Origin of the sequence: Aliidiomarina quisquiliarum (assembly GCF_023922585.1) — a bacterium.
In the GTDB taxonomy this organism is placed as follows: domain Bacteria; phylum Pseudomonadota; class Gammaproteobacteria; order Enterobacterales; family Alteromonadaceae; genus Aliidiomarina; species Aliidiomarina quisquiliarum.
Window position 1 is genome coordinate 105,448 of the sequence record NZ_JAMFTN010000053.1, and the last position, 21,080, is coordinate 126,527.

General features: G+C 47.3%; 17 protein-coding genes and 1 pseudogene. 12 read left to right on the forward strand and 6 right to left on the reverse strand.

Annotated elements, in window-relative coordinates:
- Window positions 1–15: 15 nt before the first annotated feature.
- Genes dxs through M1L23_RS14645 form a run of 3 tightly spaced genes read right to left on the reverse strand, consistent with a single transcriptional unit; the run spans window position 16 to window position 3,078 of the window.
- Window positions 16–1,890: a 1-deoxy-D-xylulose-5-phosphate synthase gene (gene dxs / locus M1L23_RS14635; protein ID WP_252628188.1), complete on the reverse strand. Its 1,875-nt coding sequence runs from the start codon at window positions 1,888–1,890 to the stop codon at window positions 16–18.
- A 4-nt stretch (window positions 1,891–1,894) separates the two neighbouring features.
- Window positions 1,895–2,791: a (2E,6E)-farnesyl diphosphate synthase gene (gene ispA, locus M1L23_RS14640; RefSeq protein ID WP_252628189.1), complete on the reverse strand. Its 897-nt coding sequence runs from the start codon at window positions 2,789–2,791 to the stop codon at window positions 1,895–1,897.
- A gap of 8 nt (window positions 2,792–2,799) precedes the next feature.
- Complete coding sequence (locus M1L23_RS14645) at window positions 2,800–3,078, reverse strand: exodeoxyribonuclease VII small subunit (protein ID WP_252628191.1); 279 nt, start codon at window positions 3,076–3,078, stop codon at window positions 2,800–2,802.
- Between the two features lie 195 nt (window positions 3,079–3,273).
- Between M1L23_RS14645 and pomA the strand changes: the two genes are divergently transcribed.
- Genes pomA through M1L23_RS14665 form a run of 4 tightly spaced genes read left to right on the forward strand, consistent with a single transcriptional unit; the run spans window position 3,274 to window position 6,911 of the window.
- Entirely contained in the window at window positions 3,274–4,035 is a 762-nt protein-coding gene (pomA, locus tag M1L23_RS14650; protein ID WP_252628193.1) for a flagellar motor protein PomA, read from the forward strand.
- Window positions 4,036–4,046: 11 nt separating this feature from the next.
- A complete protein-coding gene (locus tag M1L23_RS14655) occupies window positions 4,047–4,991 on the forward strand; it encodes a flagellar motor protein MotB (RefSeq protein ID WP_252628195.1) in 945 nt (314 codons plus the stop codon).
- Between the two features lie 52 nt (window positions 4,992–5,043).
- Window positions 5,044–6,507, forward strand: a complete 1,464-nt coding sequence (thiI, locus tag M1L23_RS14660) for a tRNA uracil 4-sulfurtransferase ThiI (RefSeq protein ID WP_252628197.1) — start codon at window positions 5,044–5,046, stop codon at window positions 6,505–6,507.
- 35 nt (window positions 6,508–6,542) lie between these two features.
- A complete protein-coding gene (locus tag M1L23_RS14665; RefSeq protein ID WP_252628199.1) occupies window positions 6,543–6,911 on the forward strand; it encodes a VanZ family protein in 369 nt (122 codons plus the stop codon).
- Here M1L23_RS14665 and srmB read toward each other — a convergent pair.
- Window positions 6,891–8,114, reverse strand: a complete 1,224-nt coding sequence (srmB, locus tag M1L23_RS14670) for an ATP-dependent RNA helicase SrmB (protein ID WP_252628200.1) — start codon at window positions 8,112–8,114, stop codon at window positions 6,891–6,893. The two genes, M1L23_RS14665 and srmB, sit on opposite strands and share 21 nt — an antisense overlap.
- Window positions 8,115–8,218: 104 nt before the next feature.
- On the opposite strand from srmB, the gene M1L23_RS14675 reads away from it, so the two are divergent.
- A complete protein-coding gene (locus tag M1L23_RS14675) occupies window positions 8,219–9,046 on the forward strand; it encodes an HDOD domain-containing protein (protein ID WP_252628202.1) in 828 nt (275 codons plus the stop codon).
- A gap of 19 nt (window positions 9,047–9,065) precedes the next feature.
- Here the strand turns inward: M1L23_RS14675 and M1L23_RS14680 are convergent, their stop codons facing one another.
- Together M1L23_RS14680 and M1L23_RS15040 are read right to left on the reverse strand one after the other, a co-directional pair.
- Entirely contained in the window at window positions 9,066–9,971 is a 906-nt protein-coding gene (locus tag M1L23_RS14680; RefSeq protein WP_252628204.1) for a recombination-associated protein RdgC, read from the reverse strand.
- A gap of 47 nt (window positions 9,972–10,018) precedes the next feature.
- Window positions 10,019–11,791, reverse strand: a complete 1,773-nt coding sequence (locus M1L23_RS15040) for a sensor histidine kinase (RefSeq protein WP_252628205.1) — start codon at window positions 11,789–11,791, stop codon at window positions 10,019–10,021.
- Window positions 11,792–11,974: 183 nt separating this feature from the next.
- Here M1L23_RS15040 and M1L23_RS14690 point away from each other — a divergent pair, with 183 nt between their 5' ends.
- The 7 genes and pseudogenes from M1L23_RS14690 to pstB all read left to right on the forward strand — a co-directional run.
- The gene (locus tag M1L23_RS14690) at window positions 11,975–13,006 is read left to right on the forward strand and encodes a porin (RefSeq protein WP_252628207.1); all 1,032 of its coding nucleotides are present in this window, start codon (window positions 11,975–11,977) and stop codon (window positions 13,004–13,006) included.
- A 95-nt stretch (window positions 13,007–13,101) separates the two neighbouring features.
- Window positions 13,102–13,788 (forward strand): phosphate regulon transcriptional regulator PhoB, encoded by a 687-nt coding sequence (gene phoB / locus M1L23_RS14695; RefSeq protein WP_252628209.1) that lies wholly within the window; start codon window positions 13,102–13,104, stop codon window positions 13,786–13,788.
- A 35-nt stretch (window positions 13,789–13,823) separates the two neighbouring features.
- Entirely contained in the window at window positions 13,824–15,128 is a 1,305-nt protein-coding gene (gene phoR / locus M1L23_RS14700; protein ID WP_252628211.1) for a phosphate regulon sensor histidine kinase PhoR, read from the forward strand.
- Between the two features lie 96 nt (window positions 15,129–15,224).
- On the forward strand, window positions 15,225–16,208 hold the full coding sequence (locus M1L23_RS14705; RefSeq protein WP_252628213.1) for a PstS family phosphate ABC transporter substrate-binding protein: 984 nt from the start codon (window positions 15,225–15,227) through the stop codon (window positions 16,206–16,208).
- Window positions 16,205–18,493 carry an ABC transporter permease subunit gene (locus tag M1L23_RS14710; RefSeq protein WP_252628214.1) on the forward strand — a complete coding sequence of 763 codons (2,289 nt, stop codon included), beginning with the start codon at window positions 16,205–16,207 and terminating at the stop codon, window positions 18,491–18,493. Before M1L23_RS14705 ends, M1L23_RS14710 begins: the two co-directional genes overlap by 4 nt.
- Before the next feature lie 15 nt (window positions 18,494–18,508).
- Entirely contained in the window at window positions 18,509–20,176 is a 1,668-nt protein-coding gene (gene pstA, locus M1L23_RS14715) for a phosphate ABC transporter permease PstA (RefSeq protein ID WP_252628216.1), read from the forward strand.
- A 153-nt stretch (window positions 20,177–20,329) separates the two neighbouring features.
- Window positions 20,330–21,070: pseudogene (pstB, locus tag M1L23_RS14720) on the forward strand (phosphate ABC transporter ATP-binding protein PstB); the annotation flags it as partial.
- Window positions 21,071–21,080 lie beyond the last annotated feature (10 nt).

Below are 21,080 nucleotides of genomic sequence, written 5' to 3' on the forward strand. Positions count from 1 at the left end.
GTTGTTGGTATTATACTAACCTTGGTTTAAGCGCGCTTGGCGTTGTTGAATTCGCTTCAACATGCTTGGTGCGTCGAGGCCAAGTTCAGCACGAATTTCCTCTTGCGTGCCGTGCTTAATAAATTCATCTGGCAAGCCGAGCAGTAATACTGGGGTAGTTAAACCTTCTAGCTGCATAAACTCCAATACGGCACTGCCGGCACCGCCTGCTACAGCGTTCTCTTCCATTGTTACTATAAGGTCATGGCTGGCTGCCATGGCACGAATCGAATCTTCGTCAATGGGTTTAACAAAGCGCATATCAATAAGACTGGCATCAAGTTCGTCGGCAACTTTTCTCGCTTCACACAATAAGGTACCAAAACTTAAAATAGCCACTTTGGTGCCTTTACGTATGCTACGAGCTTGCCCTAGGGGCAACACTTCAAGTGGTGTATATTCTACGCCAATGGCATTGCCGCGGGGGTAACGTACCGTTGCCGGGCAACGCAGTTCGAACCCCGTGTGAAGCATTAAACGACATTCATTTTCGTCGCTTGGCGTCATAATTACCATATTCGGAATACAACGCAGAAAGCTTATGTCGAATGCACCTTGGTGAGTGGGGCCGTCGGCACCCACAATACCAGCACGGTCAATGGCAAATAAAACCGGTAGGTTTTGTAAAGCCACGTCGTGAATAACTTGGTCGTAAGCACGCTGCAAAAAGGTTGAGTAAATGGCTACTACCGGACGTTGGCCGGCAATGGCTAAGCCCGCTGCAAAAGTTACTGCGTGCTGCTCGGCAATAGCTACGTCGTAATACTGGCTTGGGTATTCATTGGCAAAACGCACCATGCCAGAGCCCTCTCGCATGGCAGGGGTAATTGCCGCTAGTTTGGGCTCGGTAGCAGCAGTTTCACACAGCCAATTACCAAAAATAGCAGAATAGCTTGGTGACGCTGCTGCCTGACTAGGTAGACTTTTTTGGCTTGGATCAAACTGTGGTACACCATGGTAGCCAATGGGATCTTTTTCGGCTGGCGCATAACCTTTGCCTTTTTTAGTCATTACATGCAGAAATTGTGGGCCTGAAAGCTCACGCATATTACTTAGGGTTTCTACTAAACCTTGTACGTCATGGCCGTCAATAGGGCCAATATAGTTGAAACCAAGCTCTTCAAAAATAGTGCCAGGCGTAACCATTCCTTTTACATGCTCTTCAGCTCGGCTGGCTAAACGGCGCATGTGGGGTAAGTCTTTTAATAAGTGCTTACCGCCTTCACGTAGCGTGGTGTAAGGTTTGCTTGAAAGAATTTTGGCAAAATGGCTATTTAAGGCGCCCACGTTTTCTGAAATAGACATTTCATTGTCGTTTAAAATAACCAACATGTTGGGGTCAATGTCGCCCGCATGGTTTAAAGCTTCAAACGACATGCCCGCGGTCATAGCACCGTCGCCAATAATTGCGACTATTTTACGGTCTAAAGCTTCTTTTTTAGCCGCCACCGCCATACCTAAGGCAGCACTGATAGAGGTGCTGGAATGGCCCACACTTAAGGTGTCGTATTCGCTTTCCTCGCGCCAAGGGAAAGGGTGCAAGCCGTCTTTTTGACGAATTGTGTGCAGCTGGTCGCGCCGTCCAGTTAAAATTTTATGTGGATAGGCCTGGTGGCCAACATCCCACACCAGTTGGTCAAAAGGCGTTTGATACACGTAGTGTAACGCCACCGTAAGCTCAACAGTGCCAAGGCCGCTGGCCAAATGGCCGCTGCTTTTGCTTACCGAGCCAAGTAAGAATTGACGCAATTCTCCACTTACTTGGTTAAGTTGAGGCTTTGAAAGAAGCCGCAAGTCAGCAGGTGAGTTAATTTTGCTAAGAAGCGGATACAATCCAGAAGTAGTGGACATAATGCTAGCGATCCCGTGTCACCAAATAATCTGTGAATTCAGAAAGTAACTTCGTATTGTACGGTATTCCCGATAGGGCGTGTAGCGCTTTCTCGGCCAATTGATTTCGTTTCTCAATGGCACCCTCTAATCCTAGCAGGGTGGGGTAGGTTACTTTATGGTTAGCAGCGTCTGAACCTTGCGTTTTTCCTAAGGTTACAGTGTCGCTGGTGCGGTCAAGAATATCGTCTTGTACTTGAAAAGCGAGGCCTATAGCGTCAGCCCATGTATGAAGTTGGACAAATACATTGTCGTCTAAATTTGGTGCGCAGTATGCACCAAGCATAACGGCAGCTTTAATTAACGCGCCTGTTTTCAAGTTATGAATACGTTCTAGTTCAGCTAAAGTAAGTTGCTTGCCCGTTGCTTCAATATCTAAGGCTTGCCCGCCGCACATGCCGGGTAAGCCTGCTGCATTGGCTAAAGTGGCTACCATACTTAATTGTTGCTGTGCATTAACCAGCTGGTAGGGGTGCTGGGTGATAATACGAAAGGCTTCGGCTTGTAACGCGTCCCCTGCTAAAATAGCGGTGGCTTCATCGTATTGAATATGGCAGGTGGGTTTGCCTCGGCGCAAGGTGTCATTATCCATTGCGGGCAAATCGTCATGTACCAATGAATAGGAATGAATGCACTCAATAGCTAGGGCAGGTGCGTCTAGGTCATGTAGCGTTGCACCCAGCATGGAGCCTGTGGCATAAACTAAAAAAGGTCGCACCCGTTTGCCGCCGTTTAGCATACTGTAACGCATGGCCTGCTGTAATTGTTTGGCAGCCTTAGAGTCGTGCGCAACAGGATCAAAATGTTGTGCTGAATGCTGTTCATGCCGCTGTTGAAAATCGGCAAATTGCTGACTGAACATAATAGGTCCTAAAACTGAGGCTCAGATGAGCCAGATGGGTCGCCAAGGTTGTCAGCCGACACATCGACAAGTTGCTCTGCGCCTTGCTTCTCGATCAGAACTTTTACCTTTTGTTCCGCTGCTTGAAGCTTTTCTTGGCTAAGGCGAGAAAGTTTTACCGCACGCTCGAATTGTTTAAGCGCATCTTCTAAAGGCAACTCACCTTGTTCAAGTGCGACGATAATTTGCTCGAGCTCACTAATGGCTTGCTCAAATGATTGGTTCGATATTTCTTTTAGGTCTGTCATAAGGGTAAGTCCATGCCTTGTGAAAGTAAGTATTAAGCACACAATTTCGGGTATGCTTAGCTATTGTACCGTAAAGTATCGCCCAGCAGGGCCGATACACATAACAGTAATATTCTAATTAGATGTTGTGCCTGTGGCCCTAATGCTGAAAAATACCATACTAACGCGCAGCCAGGCAGAGGTGAGGAGAAAATAGTGGATATAGCAACAATTATTGGGATTGTAGGAGCGGTAGCTTTTGTTGTCATGGCTATGCTGATGAATGGTGAACTGATCCTTTACATTAACATTCCTTCCATTCTCATTGTATTCGGCGGCACCCTGTTTGTTGCGTTAGCAAGCTTTACTTTAGGGCAGTTTTTGGGTGCCGGTAAAGTGGCAGTGAAAGCCTTTAGCTTTAAAGCCGAGTCGCCACTAGACTTAATTGATAAAGCAGTAGAAATGGCCGATGCGGCGCGTAAAGGCGGGTTTTTAGCATTGGAAGAAACAGAAATAGCGAACAGGTTTTTTCGCAAAGGGATCGATATGCTGGTGGACGGTCACGACGCTGAAGTGGTCCGCCAAACCTTACAAAAAGATATAGACCTTACCTACCAAAGGCACGACCAAGGTGCCAGTATATTCCAAGCCATGGCCGACACCGCGCCCGCCATGGGGATGATAGGTACACTTATTGGCTTGGTGGCTATGTTAGCGAACATGGACGACCCTAAAGCCATTGGTCCGGCCATGGCGGTAGCTTTATTAACCACTCTTTATGGGGCTTTTATGGCGAACGTTATTTGTTTGCCTATTGTGGCCAAGTTAAAGCTACGCATGGAAGAAGAAAAACTTAACCAAGAACTAATGCTCGACGCAGTATTAGGTATTCAAGATGGGCAAAACCCCCGAATTATTGAAGGCTTATTGAAAAACTATCTCGCTGAATCGAAGCGCGTTAAAGACGACGAAGAGTAGGAATAGAATTTATGTCATTACCAGCCTTAGAGAAAAAGTGCCCGAAGTGCCCGCCGAAAGGGTTAGCACCATGGATGGCAACTTTTGCTGATTTAATGGCGCTGTTAATGTGTTTTTTCGTTCTGCTATTAGCCTTTTCAGAAATGGACGTACTGCGCTTTAAACAAATAGCCGGTTCGATGAAATTTGCCTTCGGCGTGCAAAACAAAATTGAGGTGACCGACATTCCTCGTGGTACAAGTGTAATTGCTCTCGAATTTAGGCCTGGGCGGCCTGATCCAACCCCAATAGAAACCATCCAACAGCAAACCCTTGATATGACCCAGCAGTCGCTAGACTTTCAAGACGGTAAAGACGCTAACCAAGGTGGCAGCGAAATATCTAAAGGCGGGCAAAGTACTTCTACCGACGACGTAAGCACCATGGAAGCCCGAGAGTCGAGTGAAAGTACTAGCGTACAGGTTAATCAAGAATTAGCTGAATTAATGATGCGGCTTGAAAGCGAATTCGCCGAGCAGTTAGACGATGGTGCCATTGAGCTTGAGCAACTAGGGCAGCAAATTCTAATTCGAGTAAACGAACAAGGTACTTTTCCCCAGGGATCGGCGTTTTTACAACCACAGTTTCGCCCCGTGATACGTAAAATAGCCGAGGCAATAGGAGATATTCCAGGTGAAGTTACTATTTCAGGGCATACGGACAACTTAGTTATTCGTTCCGAAATGCATAGTTCAAATTGGGACCTTTCCAGCCAGCGCGCAGTAAGTGTAGCCGAAGAAATGTCACGATCTAGTAACTTTGACGCTAGCCGCATGACAGTGATGGGTTATGCCGACACCCGGCCATTAGTACCCAATAATACAGCCGACAACCGGCGCCGTAACCGCCGAGTTGAAATTGCTATTTTACAAGGGCGGGCTTACGAGAGCGAGCCCATAACCACCAATGACGAGTAGTAGCAAGGCTTGCTTTACGGTATAATCTTGCTCTTTTACACAGGGCAGATTCATGAAATTTATTCTTCGGTTGCAGGCAGAAATAACTGTTAAAAGCAAAACGCTACGAAAGCGGCACGGTACTGTGCTGTCGAGTAACGTGCGTAACCTAGTTAAAAAGGTTACCGAAGAAGCGGCAGTGCGTTGGCTTTGGGATAAAATAGAAGTTGAAATACCCAACAACGAAGGGTTAGCCGAACAGGTGCGAAAAGCACTGGTATGTATTCCTGGAATTGCCCATATTGAAGAAGTAATTGAAGCGGAATTTGTAGATTTCGAAGGTGCCTTGCAGTTTGTTATTGAAAATATGGCACCTACTTTAGCTCATAAAACCTTTGCGGTACGTATAAAGCGCAAAGGTAAGCATGACTTTTCCTCGCAAGATCTGGCCGTGTATATTGGTGGTGGTATTCGTGCCCGTGTTGAAGGTGCAACAGTTAAATTAGTTCAGCCAGAAGAAACGGTGCAGCTGTGGCTCGACAATAAAACCTTAAGTCTTCAGGTTGCCCGCTTTACGGGTATTGGTGGTTACCCATTACCAACTCAGGAAACAGTGTTGTCACTAATTTCGGGTGGCTTCGATTCTGCCGTAGCGAGTTACCAATTTATTCGTCGTGGTGCCCGCACGCACTTTTGCTTTTTTAATTTAGGTGGCGCTGAAGCTCATGAAGCGGCGGTACGCGAAGTGGCATACTTTATTTGGCAAAAATACAGCTCAACGCACCCGGTAAAGTTTATTAGCGTAGATCTTTCGCCTATTGTAGAGGCTATTTTAAGCCAAGAAGAGCAAGGCGTTATGGGTGTGTTGTTAAAGCGCGCCATGCTACGAGCTGCTTCTTTGGTTGCTTCCAAACTAAATGTGCAGGCACTGGTTACTGGCGAGGCCATGGGGCAAGTGTCGAGCCAAACTTTAAGTAATTTACAGGTTATTGACGAAGTAACCTCTACGCTTGTATTACGCCCTTTGATTACAATGGACAAACAACACATTGTCGACATTGCACGCGACATTGGTGTTGAGCAAATGGCTGCTGCTATACCAGAATATTGTGGTGTTATTTCGAAGAAGCCTACGGTAAAAGCAAAGCGTGGTGTGGTACATGCGGCTGAAGCTGGTATTACTGACGTAATGATTGAACATGCAGTGAATACAGCGCCAGTGCGTGATATACGCGACGTACACGAAAATCCGTGCACCTTTATGCCGACTATAATTAAGTGCGCAGAAGAACTACCAGAAGGGGCTTTGGTAGTTGACATTCGCAGCCCAGAAGAAGAAGACGACGCACCGCTGCAGCTCGATGGTATGGAAGTAGAACACATTCCATTTTTCAAACTAGCGCGTGCTATGCAAGGCAAAGCCACAGAGCGTACGTACGTTTTGTATTGCCAGCAAGGTGTAATGAGTCGTTTGCAAGCAATATCATTAAAAGACCAAGGCTTTGCCAACCTTGCTGTTTATGAACCTACCCGCTAATAACACTATAAAAAGCAAAGGAAGCTGTTAACCTTATGTTAGTACTGCATTTTTTACGCCGGCACGGGCGTCTCATTTTCATTTTAACTTTGGTGCTGGTTTCTTTTGCACTATTAGCGCAAAGGCCACCTAAACCAGCCGCATTTTCTTTTCAACATGCAGACAAAGTTGCACATATAGGGGTGTTTTTTGTGCTTGCATTAACTTTGCACTTAGCCTTTAGGCCGCGGGTGTGGGCGGGTATGTTGCTGTTACTGCTTTACGGCGTGGCTATTGAAATAATTCAACATTATGTACCCGGCCGGGGCGCCGAATTGCTAGATGTGGTGGCGGACATGGTGGGTGCCGCCACATTTTATACAGCTTGGTGGGGTAGCAAACGGCTAGGGTTTTTTAGCCGCTGACTTTCTCTTCTTCTTTTTTGGCTTTTTCTTTTTGCTCTTCTTGTGTGGGTCAGGGAATTTAAACTTTGGGCGCAAGCTTTCAATAATGCGGCGCTCAATTTTAGTGTCTAAATACCTTTCTATGCGGCCAAGGCATTCTGCGTCATGGGCTTCTACTAAAGAAATAGCATTACCTTTTTTGCCCGCGCGGCCAGTACGGCCAATGCGATGCACATAACTGTCGCCGCGGCGCGGCATGTCGTAATTAATGACTAATTCAACGTCTGGAATATCTATACCACGGGCAGCTACATCGGTCGCTACCATAACCCGTGCCCGCAAGTCGTGAAATGCTTTCAGCCTAGTTTGGCGTTCTGCCTGTGGTAATTGTCCTTCTAAAGAAACGGTAGGAAAGCCCTTCGACTTTAATAAGGGTTCTAATTCGTGTACCTTGTCGCGTTTACGCACAAATACCAGCACTCGGCCGGTAACAGTTTTTAACAAATGCTCTAAAACCAGCAGCTTGTGCGGGGCGTCGTCAATAACGTGCACCCATTGATTGATTTTACCCCGTTCGCGCTTAGGTGGCTCGGCTTCAACCACAACCGGCTCGCTTAAAGCCTGTTTAGAGAAAGCCTTAAGTGAATGGTGATCAGCCGTTGCTGAGAATAGCATGCGCTGCCTTAAACTAGGCGCTTCACTTTGAATTTGCTCAACGGCACCACGAAAACCCATGTCGAGCAAGCGGTCGCCTTCGTCAAGTATGAGTAGTTCTAAATCTTCAGCGCTAAATTGCTCAGCCGCCAAGTAGTCAATTAAACGGCCTGGCGTAGCTACGATAAAGTCGATGTTTTTTTCTAAGGCGCCTAAATGACTGCCGTAGTTTACCCCGCCCGTAATTGTTAGGCAGTTGAAGTCGCCAACAGCTGCAAGCTGTTCTGCCACTCGGCCAATTTGTTCGGCCAGTTCGCGGGTAGGTACCAGCACTAAGGCGCGTGCACTACCCGGCGCGCGGCGTGGGAAATCAAGTAAGTATTGAAATATAGGCAATAAATATGCGAGAGTTTTACCGGTACCCGTAGGAGAAGTGGCTAAAATATCATGCCCTTCCATAGCTAAAGGGATTACCTCATGCTGAATACGCGTCGGTTTATTAAGATTAAGCTCAAGTAGCACATGAATTAATTCGGGGGCGAGCTCAAGTTGTTGCCAGTCAGGAGTCATAATGGTGATAGCTCTAGCTAAAGTTACTGAATTAACACGATGATACCTGAATTCGGTCCGCGGAACACGATAAAGCGCTTTATGCGTAGTGAGTAAAAGTAACAATGGCAACACAACAAGCTTTCTTGAAAATCTTAGAACACGACATTGCTAGCGACGAATTATGCTTGCCAACCTTACCTGAAATTGCCGTGCGAGTGCAGCAAGCGGTTAATAACCCCGACTCGTCGGTGCATGACATTATTGGGGTTATTAGCCGCGATCCTGCATTAAGTGCGCGTATGGTGCGGCTAGCGAATAGTCCTTGGTTAGCGGGCACAGTGAAGGTAGACAGCTTACAGCAAGCGGTAGCGCGAATTGGCTTATGGCAAGTGCGAAGTATTGTGGTAGGTTTAGCTGTGGAGCAATTGTTTGAAGCGCGCAACGACATTGTACGTCGGCGTATACATCAGTGCTGGGCAGAAAGTAGTGCCTTAACTGCAGCTGTACTCACGCTGCTACGGGCTTATAAGGGGCCAGCAAAGTTACAACAACATACGGCAGCACTTATGGCTATGACTAGCCAAATAGGAGCTTTACCCGTACTTACTTTAGCCGAGCAGCATGCCAGTACCTTTGCGAACCCTACTCTACTGAATAAAGTTATTCCCTTGCTTACACCATCGTTAAACAGACAAATCATGCAGGCATGGGCGTTTACCGACCAGCAAGTGCATGTGGGGGGCCATTGGCAAGGCGGTATTGTTAGTTTTCAGCCTTCTTATTTAAGTGCACTGCAATTAGCTGGCATATTAATAGGGGTGCATACGGCGCCACACGAGGAAGCATTGCTTAGTTGCTTTGTGCAAACAGGCTTATTGCCAAGCCCAGAGTGGTGGCAGCTGAAGCATGTGCAGCAAGAATATAAAAGCATTCTTGCTGCTTTTCGCTAACAAAAGGGTAAATTAATAATTAGGCCTCACGAGGCTCTAGGGTAAGAACGGTTTCTAATTCGTTGAGTAGCTCGGCGAACTCACCAAACATCAACGCGAAGTCGGCGTCAAGCTGCTCTGCAGCGTCAGTAGTGTGGTCTTGATCGCGTTGTTCTAGCACCATGTCGGCAAACTTAATGCGTTTTATGGCGTAGTCGTCGCTTAATAAGAAAGATAACCGGTTTGGCCAACCTAAGCCAAGCTCGGTAACGTGCTTGTCGTGGTCTAAATGCTGGGTTACTTCAGGCACCACTAAGTCGTGACGGCGTAAACGTACCACCATGCCTTCTTCTTTACTGCTTTTTAATTCGGCGTCTTCGCCAAGTTCAAAGGGCGTTGCTGCGGCACCTTCTTTCACCCACTGCGTTAAGCAATGCGTAGCAGGGTACTCTGGTCCCCATGGGCGTACCGGCAGAGAACCTAAACAAGAGCGTAACTGTGCGGTAAACTCTTCTGCTCGTGTGGCCGAGGAAGTATCAACTAACACCCGCTGGTTTTTCATGTCGATCATGCCCCAAGTTACTGAATAACGGCTAAGGGCGCGGGGTAGTAAGTTGTGTACGATATCTTCTTTCAGTGCTTGTTGCTCTTTGCGTGGCATGGGGCGCGCATGCTCGAGTTCATAGGCTTCTTTGCGCTGCTCAAGTTCAGACTTTACCGCACTGGCAGGCATAACTTTTTCTTCTTTTCGCAAGCATAGTAATACCGCGTCTTGGCGTATGAGCGCATATTCACCGCTGTCGCGGATTGGGGTTATCCAGCCAATACTTGCAGGCTCGGTGCTACTGCAAGGTTTAAAGCTACGCTCGGTAAGTAAAGCTTGAAAGTCGTCGGCTAACTGAAATTCTTGGGTAAACTGATACACCCTGAGGTTTTTAAACCACATGCGAAACTCCGGGTTAAAGGAACGAAAGGGAAAACATTCTAGCGGTTCTAAAGAGAGCTGTCAGTTGGTTTGTCGCCTAGCAGGTTTACTGGAAAGCTAAACTCATACTTTAATCCTTTACCTTGATGGCTGCTTACTTGAAGGCTGCCGGCTAGGGTGTCGTGAATAAGGGTATAAATTATATGGGCACCTAAACCACTGCCACCACGGTCGGCTTTGGTGGTAAAGAAGGGATCAAATAAATGTTCTAGTTGATCGGATGACAAGCCTATACCGTCGTCTTCATAAACAAAATGAAGCATACCGTTGCTGGTACTATCGGGCTCTAAATGAACGTGAATATGAATACAGCCATTAGTCTTATTGTCGAAACCGTGGATATAGGAATTTAAAATCATGTTGGTTAAAATTTGCGCTAAGGCACCCGCCTGGAAGCGAGCTTTTAAGCCTTTATCACAGTCTACGTGTAGTGCAATGGCTTTTTCTTTTAAACGTGGTTTTAACGAGCGAATAACGTTATCAATATATTCATGCACAAATATGTCACGAAACGCTCCCGAGCTTTGGTTTACAGCAACATCTTTAAAGCTGGCCATAAGCTCACGAGCGCGATGCAAGTTATTTTCAAGTAGCTGCACGCTTTCACGGGCGTCACTAATAAAACGAGTCATTTGTGACTGGGTTAAGCTTTGTTCGTCTAGCGCAATTGCCATGGTTTCAATACGATCAGCTAAAAACGAGGTGGCGGTAACGCCAATACCAATAGGCGTATTTACGTCATGCACAATAGCAGACACCAAGCCGCCCAAGGAGGCGAGCTTGTCTGACTGTACTAATTGATGCTGTGCTTTTTGTATGGTTTCTAGTGAGTCGCGTAACCGTTCGTTGGTACGCTTTAAAGTTGCTTCGGTTAACTTACGTTGTTGTATTTCTCGCTCGAGGGCAAACTGGCGTTGCTCTAGCTCCATGCGGCGCTCTTCTATATCAAGCATTAGCTTACTCATACCAGAGGTTTTTCGTGCCACATCTTGCTCAAGTAAATCATTTTGCTCGTCGAGGCGTCGATTAGCATGCACCAACATTTCTTTCGTTAACCCTAAGCTTTTTTGATACTCCTGAATACGATCAATTAAATCGTTGTAGGCGGCTTCTAAAATTCCAAACTCGTTGTTTTTTTCACCACTTAAGTTTATCCGTGACTCACCAAGAGTGTCGGGTTGAAAGCTTTCCAGTTGCATGGTTAGCTCTTGCATGGGGCGGGTTAAGCGCCGATTAAAGGCAAAAGAAAAGAGTAGTAAAAGGAAAAAACTTTTAATTATGGCATTACCAAACAAAAACAACATGCTTACTTTTAAGCGGTCAATAGCAACGTCGCGGCTAGAAAATAAGGTAACATCGCCCACCAAGGTAGACTGGCCAGAAAACTCGAATGCAAGGGGGCTATAGTGGCCAAACACACCATTGCGGTCGGCAAGAACCTCAGGGCTAATTGGCTTACTGGGCAAACCCTCTAGCGCTTGAGTGATACCAAGCTGCCGAATAACCTGGCCTTGGTCGTCACGAATAATAAGCCCGGAAATAGCCGGAATAGTAATTAAACCTTCGGCAATGGCGTCAATTTGCTGTGAATTAAACTCCCATAAAGAACGGGTTAAACTGGCCGCAATGGTGCTTTGTTGATTTTTTAGCTCATTTGCTAAAGCCCGTTTCGTGTTATTGTATTCACTAATGATATGGGCGCAGGTTACAATAAAAGTGATCGCAAAATACACCGAAAGTACACGGGTGAGTAGGCTGCGCGATATACTTTTATATTGCACGTAGTAAATCCTTTACAAAAATAATTGTAGGCATTAGTTATCCATGGGTTTAAAAGTACCCAACAGCGGCAGATAGCGCAATACTAATACATGAGTAAATGGGTGAATTAACTACTTAGCGTTTTATTCACAGAATAAGGCACCATTCTTTTCAACAAGCAGTTTTTACTGCTAGGAGCCCCCATGAAAAACAAAGCAGTATATATCATAGCCTCAACATTCATTGTAATGAGCTCAAGCGCATTAGCCGCCGACAAGGTTGATGTGGACTTTTATGGCAAAATTCACGTTTCAACAGACTATTTATACGACGGCCACGACGGTGGCTTCAACGTGTCGAGTAACTCAAGTCGAATTGGAGTAAAAGCAAGCCACGTAATATCGCCAGAGCTGGAGCTTATAGGTCAAATTGAACGTGGTGTCGACGTGAGTGAAGGCAGTAGCACCATGAAAGCTCGTAGCACCTATGTGGGCTTACGTGGCGACTGGGGTACAGTGCGGGTGGGCTATTATTCATCGCCTACCATGTCGATGATGTCGGCTATAGACGAATTTCGCGACCGTATTGGTGAAGGCCGTAATATCGTTCGCCAAGACGCCGCCAATATGGACCGCCGGTTAAAAAGTGGCGTACATTATCAAAGTCCCGCGTGGCAAGGTTTTACTCTAGCAGTGCACTATGGCACTACGGAAACGGAAGGTACCACGGTTGACAATAAAAACGACGTGTTTAATACCAGCCTAACTTACAACACGGGCAGCTGGACTTTTATTGGCGGTTACCAAAATGACAACAAAAACCCGCAACAAACCGTAGAAGGCTCTCGTTTTGCTGTAATAAAGGCGGGCGACGGTTGGCGTATAGCTGCTGTCGCACAGCATGTGTCGGGTTTAACCGACGCAGTAGCCGCAACCCCAACTAGCATGAATGCCTGGGGGGTTACAGGGCGTTACCAACTGAGTGACAAATATTGGCTGCGGGGCCAGGTATTTGGCCGTAGTTATAAAAACTCTGCCGATGATTCGTTACTGGCTACAGTAGGAGTGGATCGGGTTATTACCCCACGGTTGACATGGTATTTACTGGGCTCAAGTACACAAAACAGCGGTAATGCTATTGCCAATGTTACCGGTGGTGGTTATGGCGACAGCATGGTGGTATTAGCCGGCGATGATCCAATAGCCATTTCAACTGGGGTTGTTTTTTCGTTTTAATACGGCTAAGGGTGGGTATTATTGGCTTGTCATAAAAGTGTCATAGTAAGTTTGCATACTGTGCGCTATGAATTTATCCCTATAGGAATTTTTTAATGGCAAGCCGTATTCTAATCGTTGAAGATGAAACCCCCATTCGAGAAATGCTGGTGTTCGTAATGGAACAACAAGGCTACGAAACCATAGAAGCTGCCGACTACACCAGTGCGGAACAACAATTAGTTGAGCCTTATCCAGACATGGTTTTGCTCGACTGGATGCTGCCTGGTGGCAGTGGCATACAATTAGCGCGACAAATAAAAAACGCGGAGCACTTAAAACACATCCCCATTATTATGTTAACGGCTCGGGGTGAAGAAGAAGACAAGGTTCGCGGTTTAGAAGTCGGCGCCGACGACTATATGACCAAGCCTTTTTCACCTAAAGAACTGGCGGCCCGTATTCGAGCCGTGTTTCGCCGGGTGTCGCCCACCTCATTAAATGAACCCATACATATTGAAGGCTTATGCCTCGACCCGAGTGCGCACCGAGCGACAGCGAATAACATACCTCTTGAAATGGGCCCTACAGAGTTTCGCTTACTACATTTTTTTATGACCCACACGGAACGCGCCTATAGCCGCGAGCAATTACTCGATCAGGTGTGGGGCACCAATGTGTATGTAATAGACCGCACGGTAGACGTGCATATTCGCCGTTTACGCAAAGCCTTAGCGGCACATAAGTATGATCATTTCGTTCAAACCGTGCGGGGCGTAGGATATCGCTTCTCCGCTCGTTAACTTTTGTTTGTTAATAAGGAAAGGCCACAGCGTTTATGGACCGGTACTTTACCCCAGTTAAAATTATCCGCCGCCTGCTGTTCAGTTTGCTTGTGGTTGGGCTGGCCGGTTGGTTATTTGGCTATACCTTTGAACTGCTAGTGGTTTATCTTGTTGGAGTGGTGCTGTGGAATAGCTTCTACCAACTAAAATTAAGTGATTGGTTGTGGAAAAGTAGAGCCACACAGCCGCCACAAGCTCCAGGTGCTTGGAGCGACATTTACGACGGTATTTATCGTACCCTCAGGCGCTCGCAAGCTCGCCGGCGTAACCTAGCGCTAATTTTGCAGCGCTTCCGTGAAGCAGCAGAAACCATTCCCGATGCCGGCTTAGTGATTGAAAGCGACGGCACCCTAGTGTGGAGCAATAAGCTGGCGCAGCTTTACTTTGGCTTACAGTGGCCAACCGACAAAGGCATACGCATTACCAACTTGATCAGGCACCCACGATTCATTAAGTACTTTGGTGAAAAAGATTTCCGTGAAGCCATTACCCTTGGGGCGCCCGGCGGCGGCAAGCGGGAGATTGAATTACGTATTATGCCCTACGCGAAGGAGCAGTTATTAGTCATTGCCCGCGATGTAACCCGTATTCGTATGTTAGAGCGCATGCGCAAAGACTTTGTGGCCAATGTGTCGCACGAACTAAAAACACCGCTTACGGTTATGCAAGGCTATTTGGAGTTAATGGCAGAGCCCAGCGCCTTACCTCCAGCAAGAATGACCAAAGCCATTGCCGATATGACAACACAAACACAACGCATGCAATTAATGGTTGAACAGCTACTTACCTTGTCGCGCATGGAAGCCGATTACCAAGAAACCTTTACCGAACAGGTGGCCGTGGGGCCCATGTTACATGCCATGGTCAGCGAAATTAGCTTAATGCTGAATGAACAACAAGTGCAATTGCAACAGCAGATTGACAATGACTTAGTGGTGTTAGGCAATGCCGACAAATTACGCGCGGCAGTGCATAACTTGTTGGTGAATGCAGTGAAATACGCCGGTAAAGGTGCTGTTATTCACTTAACTTGGCGGCGTGAAGCGGAACAGGCACTGTTTTCTGTACAAGACAATGGCCCAGGTATTGGCGAAGAGCACTTGTCGCGTTTAACTGAACGCTTTTACCGCGTGGCAGCAGACCGCAATAGCCATACAGGCGGTACCGGGCTTGGTTTGTCTATTGTAAAACATTCACTCGAGTCGCACCGTAGCCAACTTCAAGTAGAAAGCGTAGTAGGGGCCGGTAGCTGTTTTTCGTTTCGTTTACCCCGCGATTTAACCCTTCCCCAAGGCTAATTACGACCTTATTTTTCACTGTCATAAAAGTGACACATAGCTAGCGTACTCTAGTCACATATTTACTCCACACTACCCTAGGGCAAAGGAGATTTTATGTTAGCAAAGAAACGTGCGGTGTCACTATTTGGTGCGCTAATACTAACCTGTAGCATAACGGCTTATGCCGATGTTGATCCTAATTTACCTCACTATGAACGGGCTTCGGGTGTGTCGGGTAACCTAAGTTCCATAGGCTCCGACACACTCAATAACTTAATGACTCTGTGGGCCGAAGAATTCAATAAGTACTATCCCAATGTCAATATTCAGGTGCAAGGGGCCGGCTCTTCTACCGCGCCGCCAGCCATAACGGAAGGCACTGCTACGTTAGGCCCCATGAGCCGTGAAATGCGCCAATCAGAAATTCAAGCCTTTGAAAATAAGCACGGGTATGCACCTTACGCCTTGCCGGTGGCCATAGACATGGTGGCGGTGTATGTAAACAAAGACAATCCAATAGAAGGATTAAGCCTACCTCAAGTAGATGCTATTTTTTCGGCTACCCGCCGCGGTGGCTATGCCCAAGATATAACCCGCTGGGGGCAGTTAGGGCTTACCGGTGCATGGGCAAAGCGCGACTTTGCTTTGTACAGTCGCAATGCGGTGTCTGGCACCTATGGATTCTTCAAAGACATGGCGCTGTTTGGCGGCGACTATAAATCAAGTATTAATGAACAACCAGGGTCGTCGTCAGTGGTTCAGGGGGTGTCTGAGTCTATCAATGGTATTGGTTATTCCGGTATAGGTTACCGCACCTCGAGTGTACGCGCTTTACCCTTATCAGTTAAAACAGGTGGCGAGTTTTTTGAGCCTAGCCCAGACAATGCGGCAACCGGCGACTACCCTTTAGCGAGATATTTATATGTGTATATCAATAAACACCCGAATCGACCACTTGACCCAATGATGCGAGAGTTTGTTCGTATGCTTTATAGCCAGGTAGGCCAAGGTGTTGTATTTCGCGACGGTTATGTGCCGCTACCTGAAGTTGTTGCAGCGCGAGTACGTAATGAACTTGGCATAGAGGCAGCGCCATGACAGGAACAGTGGCCACAGCGACAGGAAAGCCTGCTAGGTCGAAATTGCCTGAACAAGCACTGCGTGAAAAACGCCGCCGTTGGCGTCGGCTAAAAGACAACATTTCCCGAATTGGTATTACCGCTGCGGGTTATGGGGTGGTGTTGTCGTTAGCACTTATTTTTGTGTACTTACTTTATGAAGTGCTGCCCATATTAAAAGGCGCAACCATCGAGCCTGTGGCTGAATACACTATGCCAGCACTGCCCGCTGGCGACCGCCTAGCACACTTAACTATGGAACGTTATCAAGAGCTTGGTATACGCTATTCAGCGCAAGGCAAGGTCACTTTTTTCAACTTAAATGACGGCAGCATTAGGGCGCAGCAAGGAGTGGTTTTTCCCGCTAACCAGCAGCCTAGTAGCTTTGCAGCGGCAGAGTATTTAGGTGGCCTGGTGGCCTACGGAACGAACCAAGGCGGTATTCAGTTGGTACGGCCTGACTATGAACTGTCGTTCCCCAATGAACAACGCCATATTAGTCCGCAGGTTAGCTTTCCTTATGGTAATACGCCAATAACCCTCGACCTTGAAGGCCAAGCTATTCGCCAACTGGCGGTGCAGGAATCTACCCGAGGCAGGCCGGCGGTCCTTGCGGTTGGTGTTACCGCCGACCAGCGTTGGGTGTTAGCGCACATTAGCACGCGGGAAAATTTATTTACCGGCGCGCTTAGTACGCAAGTAAAACGCAGCCAATTAACGGCATTAAATATGCAGCCGAGCTTTATTTTAGTTGATAAAAGCTTCCAAAATCTTTTTGTGGCTGAACAAAGCCGCATACATTATGTAGACATCAGCGACCTTACAGCACCCCGTGTGTTGCAAACCGTCGACGTGGGAGCTGAAATTACGGCTTTCGACTTTTTAGTCGGGTCGGTATCGGTTGTTGTTGGTACTAAAACAGGTGAACTAAGTCAGTGGTTTCCCGTACGCGATAACAGCAACCATTATAGTTTTGAGCGTGTGCGCAACTTCGCTAGCCAGCCCGGCGCCATTACCAAAATTACCCCAGAATATACCCGAAAAGGTTTTCTGGCGGCAGACAGCAAAGGCAATGTCAGTGTTCATTATGCAACGTCGTCGCGCACCTTATTGAGTAAAAACCTAAGCGAGCAAGCCATTACCAATATGGCTATTTCACCCGTTAACCGAGCGGTTATGGCCGTTACTGCTCAGGGCAGGGTTACCTTCGCGTCGGTGTGGAATCAGCACCCGCAACTGTCGTTTAAAGCACTATGGAATCGCGTTTGGTACGAAGGGCGGGCTGATCCTGAGTATATTTGGCAGTCATCGTCGGGTAACGACGAGTTTGAATCGAAATTCTCGTTAATTCCCTTGTCGATAGGTACATTAAAAGCAGCTTTTTTTGCCATGCTGTTTGCCATGCCGTTGGGCATTATGGCTGCGGTTTACACGGCGTACTTCATGACCCCAAAACTGCGCGGTATTGTTAAACCAACCATAGAAGTAATGGAAGCACTACCCACGGTTATTCTCGGGTTTTTAGCGGGTTTATGGCTGGCGCCCTTTATGGAAAATAACTTACCCGCAGTTTTTTCATTATTACTTGGCTTGCCTTTGATGATGGTGCTGGCGTCTTTCTTGTGGCGTTACTTGCCCAGCCGCTTACGTAATCGGGTAGCGGGGGGCTGGGAAGCGGCTATTTTGGTGCCGGTGGTGCTGGCCTTTGGCTGGTTCGCTGTTAGCGCAAGCCCTTGGGTAGAAGTGATTTTTTTCGACGGTAGTATGCGTCAGTGGCTAACCAATAGCGGTATTACCTATGATCAACGTAACGCCTTAGTGGTTGGGGTGACCATGGGCTTTGCGGTTATTCCAACCATTTATTCTATTGCCGAAGACGCCGTGTTTAATGTGCCGAAACATTTAACCCAAGGCTCGTTGGCACTCGGAGCTACGCCGTGGCAAACCATGGTTGGGGTGGTGTTGCCTACAGCAAGCCCAGGTATTTTTTCCGGCAGCATGATTGGTTTTGGCCGCGCCGTTGGCGAAACCATGATTGTACTTATGGCAACTGGCAACAGCCCAATCGTAAATTTCAACATTTTCGAAGGTATGCGTACTTTGTCGGCCAACATTGCCGTTGAATTACCAGAAACAGCTGTGGGTAGCTCGCACTTTAGAATTCTGTTTTTAGCTGCCTTAGTGTTGTTTACCTTTACTTTTATTCTTAACACCATTGCTGAAGTGGTGCGTCAACGCTTGCGTAAGCGTTACAGCAACTTATAACAAGGAGCCATAGTTATGAAAAAATGGTTTAACAGCGGCTCACCTTGGATTTGGTTAACCGGCGGAGCGGTAACAATAAGCGTGGTAATGGTAGTTGGCTTGCTAGGGCTTATTGCGGTACGTGGCTTCAGCCATTTTTGGCCCACTAACGTTGCACAAATAGAAATTAACGATGCCAAAAATAATATACACGAGGTGTTACTTGGTGAAATCGCCCGTAGCGAAACGGTAACGGCAGCTTTTGCGCGGGAAGCTGGCCATGTGGTGCCAGAACACATGAAGGTGGTCACGCGCTACTTGGTAAAACAAGGCAACCGTGAGCATGTTAGCTCCGACTTTGTGTGGCGGTTTAATATGGGTATGGAGGAGTTTCAATACCCGAAAGGCGTATACGTTATTGAACGTAGAGCCTGGGGCGACTTCTTTGGCTTTCCGCAGGCCTTGCAGTATGGCGGCACAGAAGTTTTAAGTTCAGCGGCCGACTTTCACCAACAGGTGCAACAACAGGTGGCAGAAAGTGTTGCAGCGCATCAACGTATTAAGCGTATTGAACGCGGTGACATCGGCCGAATAAACACCCGTATGGAAGCGCTAAGGTTGCAGCAGCGCCAGCTAGAGCTCGATCAAGTGTCAGGCCATGCGTTGCAGCAGGCATTGGCACAAATCGAGCAGGAAAAAACGCAATTAGACGCAGACTACCTCGCCTTGCGCCAACAGCTAGACACCTTGTATGCAGAGCAGCAACAAGCGGTGCTGCGCATGCAAATGGTGAATGGCCAAGAAGCCGACATTAAATTGGCCGATATTGTGGCAATCACCTTACCGAATGACATGTCGGCTCTACAAAAGTGGTCGGAGTATTTTAAACAAGTATGGGTGTTTTTATCGGCAGAGCCACGGGAAGCAAATACGGAAGGGGGTATATTTCCCGCTATTTTCGGCACCATAACCATGGTGTTTATTATGTCGATTATGGTCACGCCTTTTGGTGTGTTGGCGGCTATTTACTTGCGCGAATACGCCAAGCAGGGCTTTGTTACCCGCATGGTACGAATTTCCGTATATAACTTGGCGGGTGTGCCTTCTATTGTGTACGGAGTGTTCGGCTTAGGGTTCTTCATCTACTTTTTAGGTGGCAATATTGACCGAATTTTTTATGAAGCGGCGTTGCCGTCACCTACCTTTGGTACGCCGGGCTTGTTTTGGGCGTCACTCACGCTGGCCTTACTAACCTTGCCAGTGGTGATTGTTTCTACTGAAGAAGGTTTAGCGCGAATTCCTAGTACCATTCGTCAAGGCTCGTTGGCCTTAGGCGCCACCAAGTCGGAAACCCTATGGCGCGTGGTAGTGCCGCTAGCCACGCCGGGCATGATGACAGGGTTAATTCTGGCCATTGCCCGTGCAGCAGGCGAAGTTGCACCATTAATGTTAGTGGGTGTAGTAAAGCTAGCGCCAACCTTGCCCATTGACGGTGAATTTCCTTTTGTACATCTAGATCGCAAAATAATGCACCTTGGCTTTCATATATTTGATGTGGGTTTTCAAAGCCCGAATGTAGAAGCAGCACGACCTTTAGTTTATGCCACAGCATTAACGCTAGTGGTGTTAATTATCGTGCTGAACTTAACGGCCGTAACCATACGTAACCGCTTGCGAGAAAAATATCGTAGTGATTCGGATTAACATCGCCGTTTATGCACGAAACCTGAGTGCCGTTTAAAATTGAAGAGGTAAGAACACGCTATGTCAGCAACTGAACAGATAAAGCCAGCGATAAAAACTGCGCTAACAGCGGCAGGAGAGGGTAAAAAAATCAGCGACTTTGAAACTAAATTTGAAGTTCGTAACCTGCGTTTGAAATATGGTAAAGACGAAGCCCTAAAAGGCATTAGTTTACAAATACCAAAAAACAAAGTAACCGCCTTTATTGGGCCTTCGGGGTGTGGCAAGTCAACTTTATTACGCTGCTTTAATCGTATGAACGACTTAGTCGACAACTGCACAGTGGAAGGTGAAGTGTTGCTCGACGGCGAAAATGTTTATGCACCAAAAGTAGACGTGTCTGAACTGCGTCGGCGGGTGGGCATGGTGTTTCAGAAGCCCAACCCATTTCCTAAGTCAATTTATGAAAATGTTGCCTACGGTTTGCGCTTACAAGGGGTAAACGATCGGCGCACGCTTGCAGAAGTGGTGGAAAGTTCGTTACGCGGTGCGGCCTTATGGGACGAAGTAAAAGACCGCTTAAATGACAACGCCTTTGGTTTGTCGGGAGGCCAGCAGCAACGCTTGGTGATTGCTCGGGCCATTGCTATAGAGCCGGAAGTGTTGCTGCTAGACGAGCCCGCGTCGGCGTTAGACCCAATTTCCACCTTGAAAATTGAAGAGCTCATCGATGAATTAAAAGACAAATACACCATCGCTATTGTTACGCATAATATGCAACAGGCGGCGCGAGTGTCTGACTTTACTGCGTTCTTGTATATGGGAGAGTTAGTTGAACATGCGGATACCAACGTGCTGTTTACTACCCCCGGCAGCAAGCAAACGGAAGACTACATTACTGGCCGTTACGGTTAGGTTAAGTGGC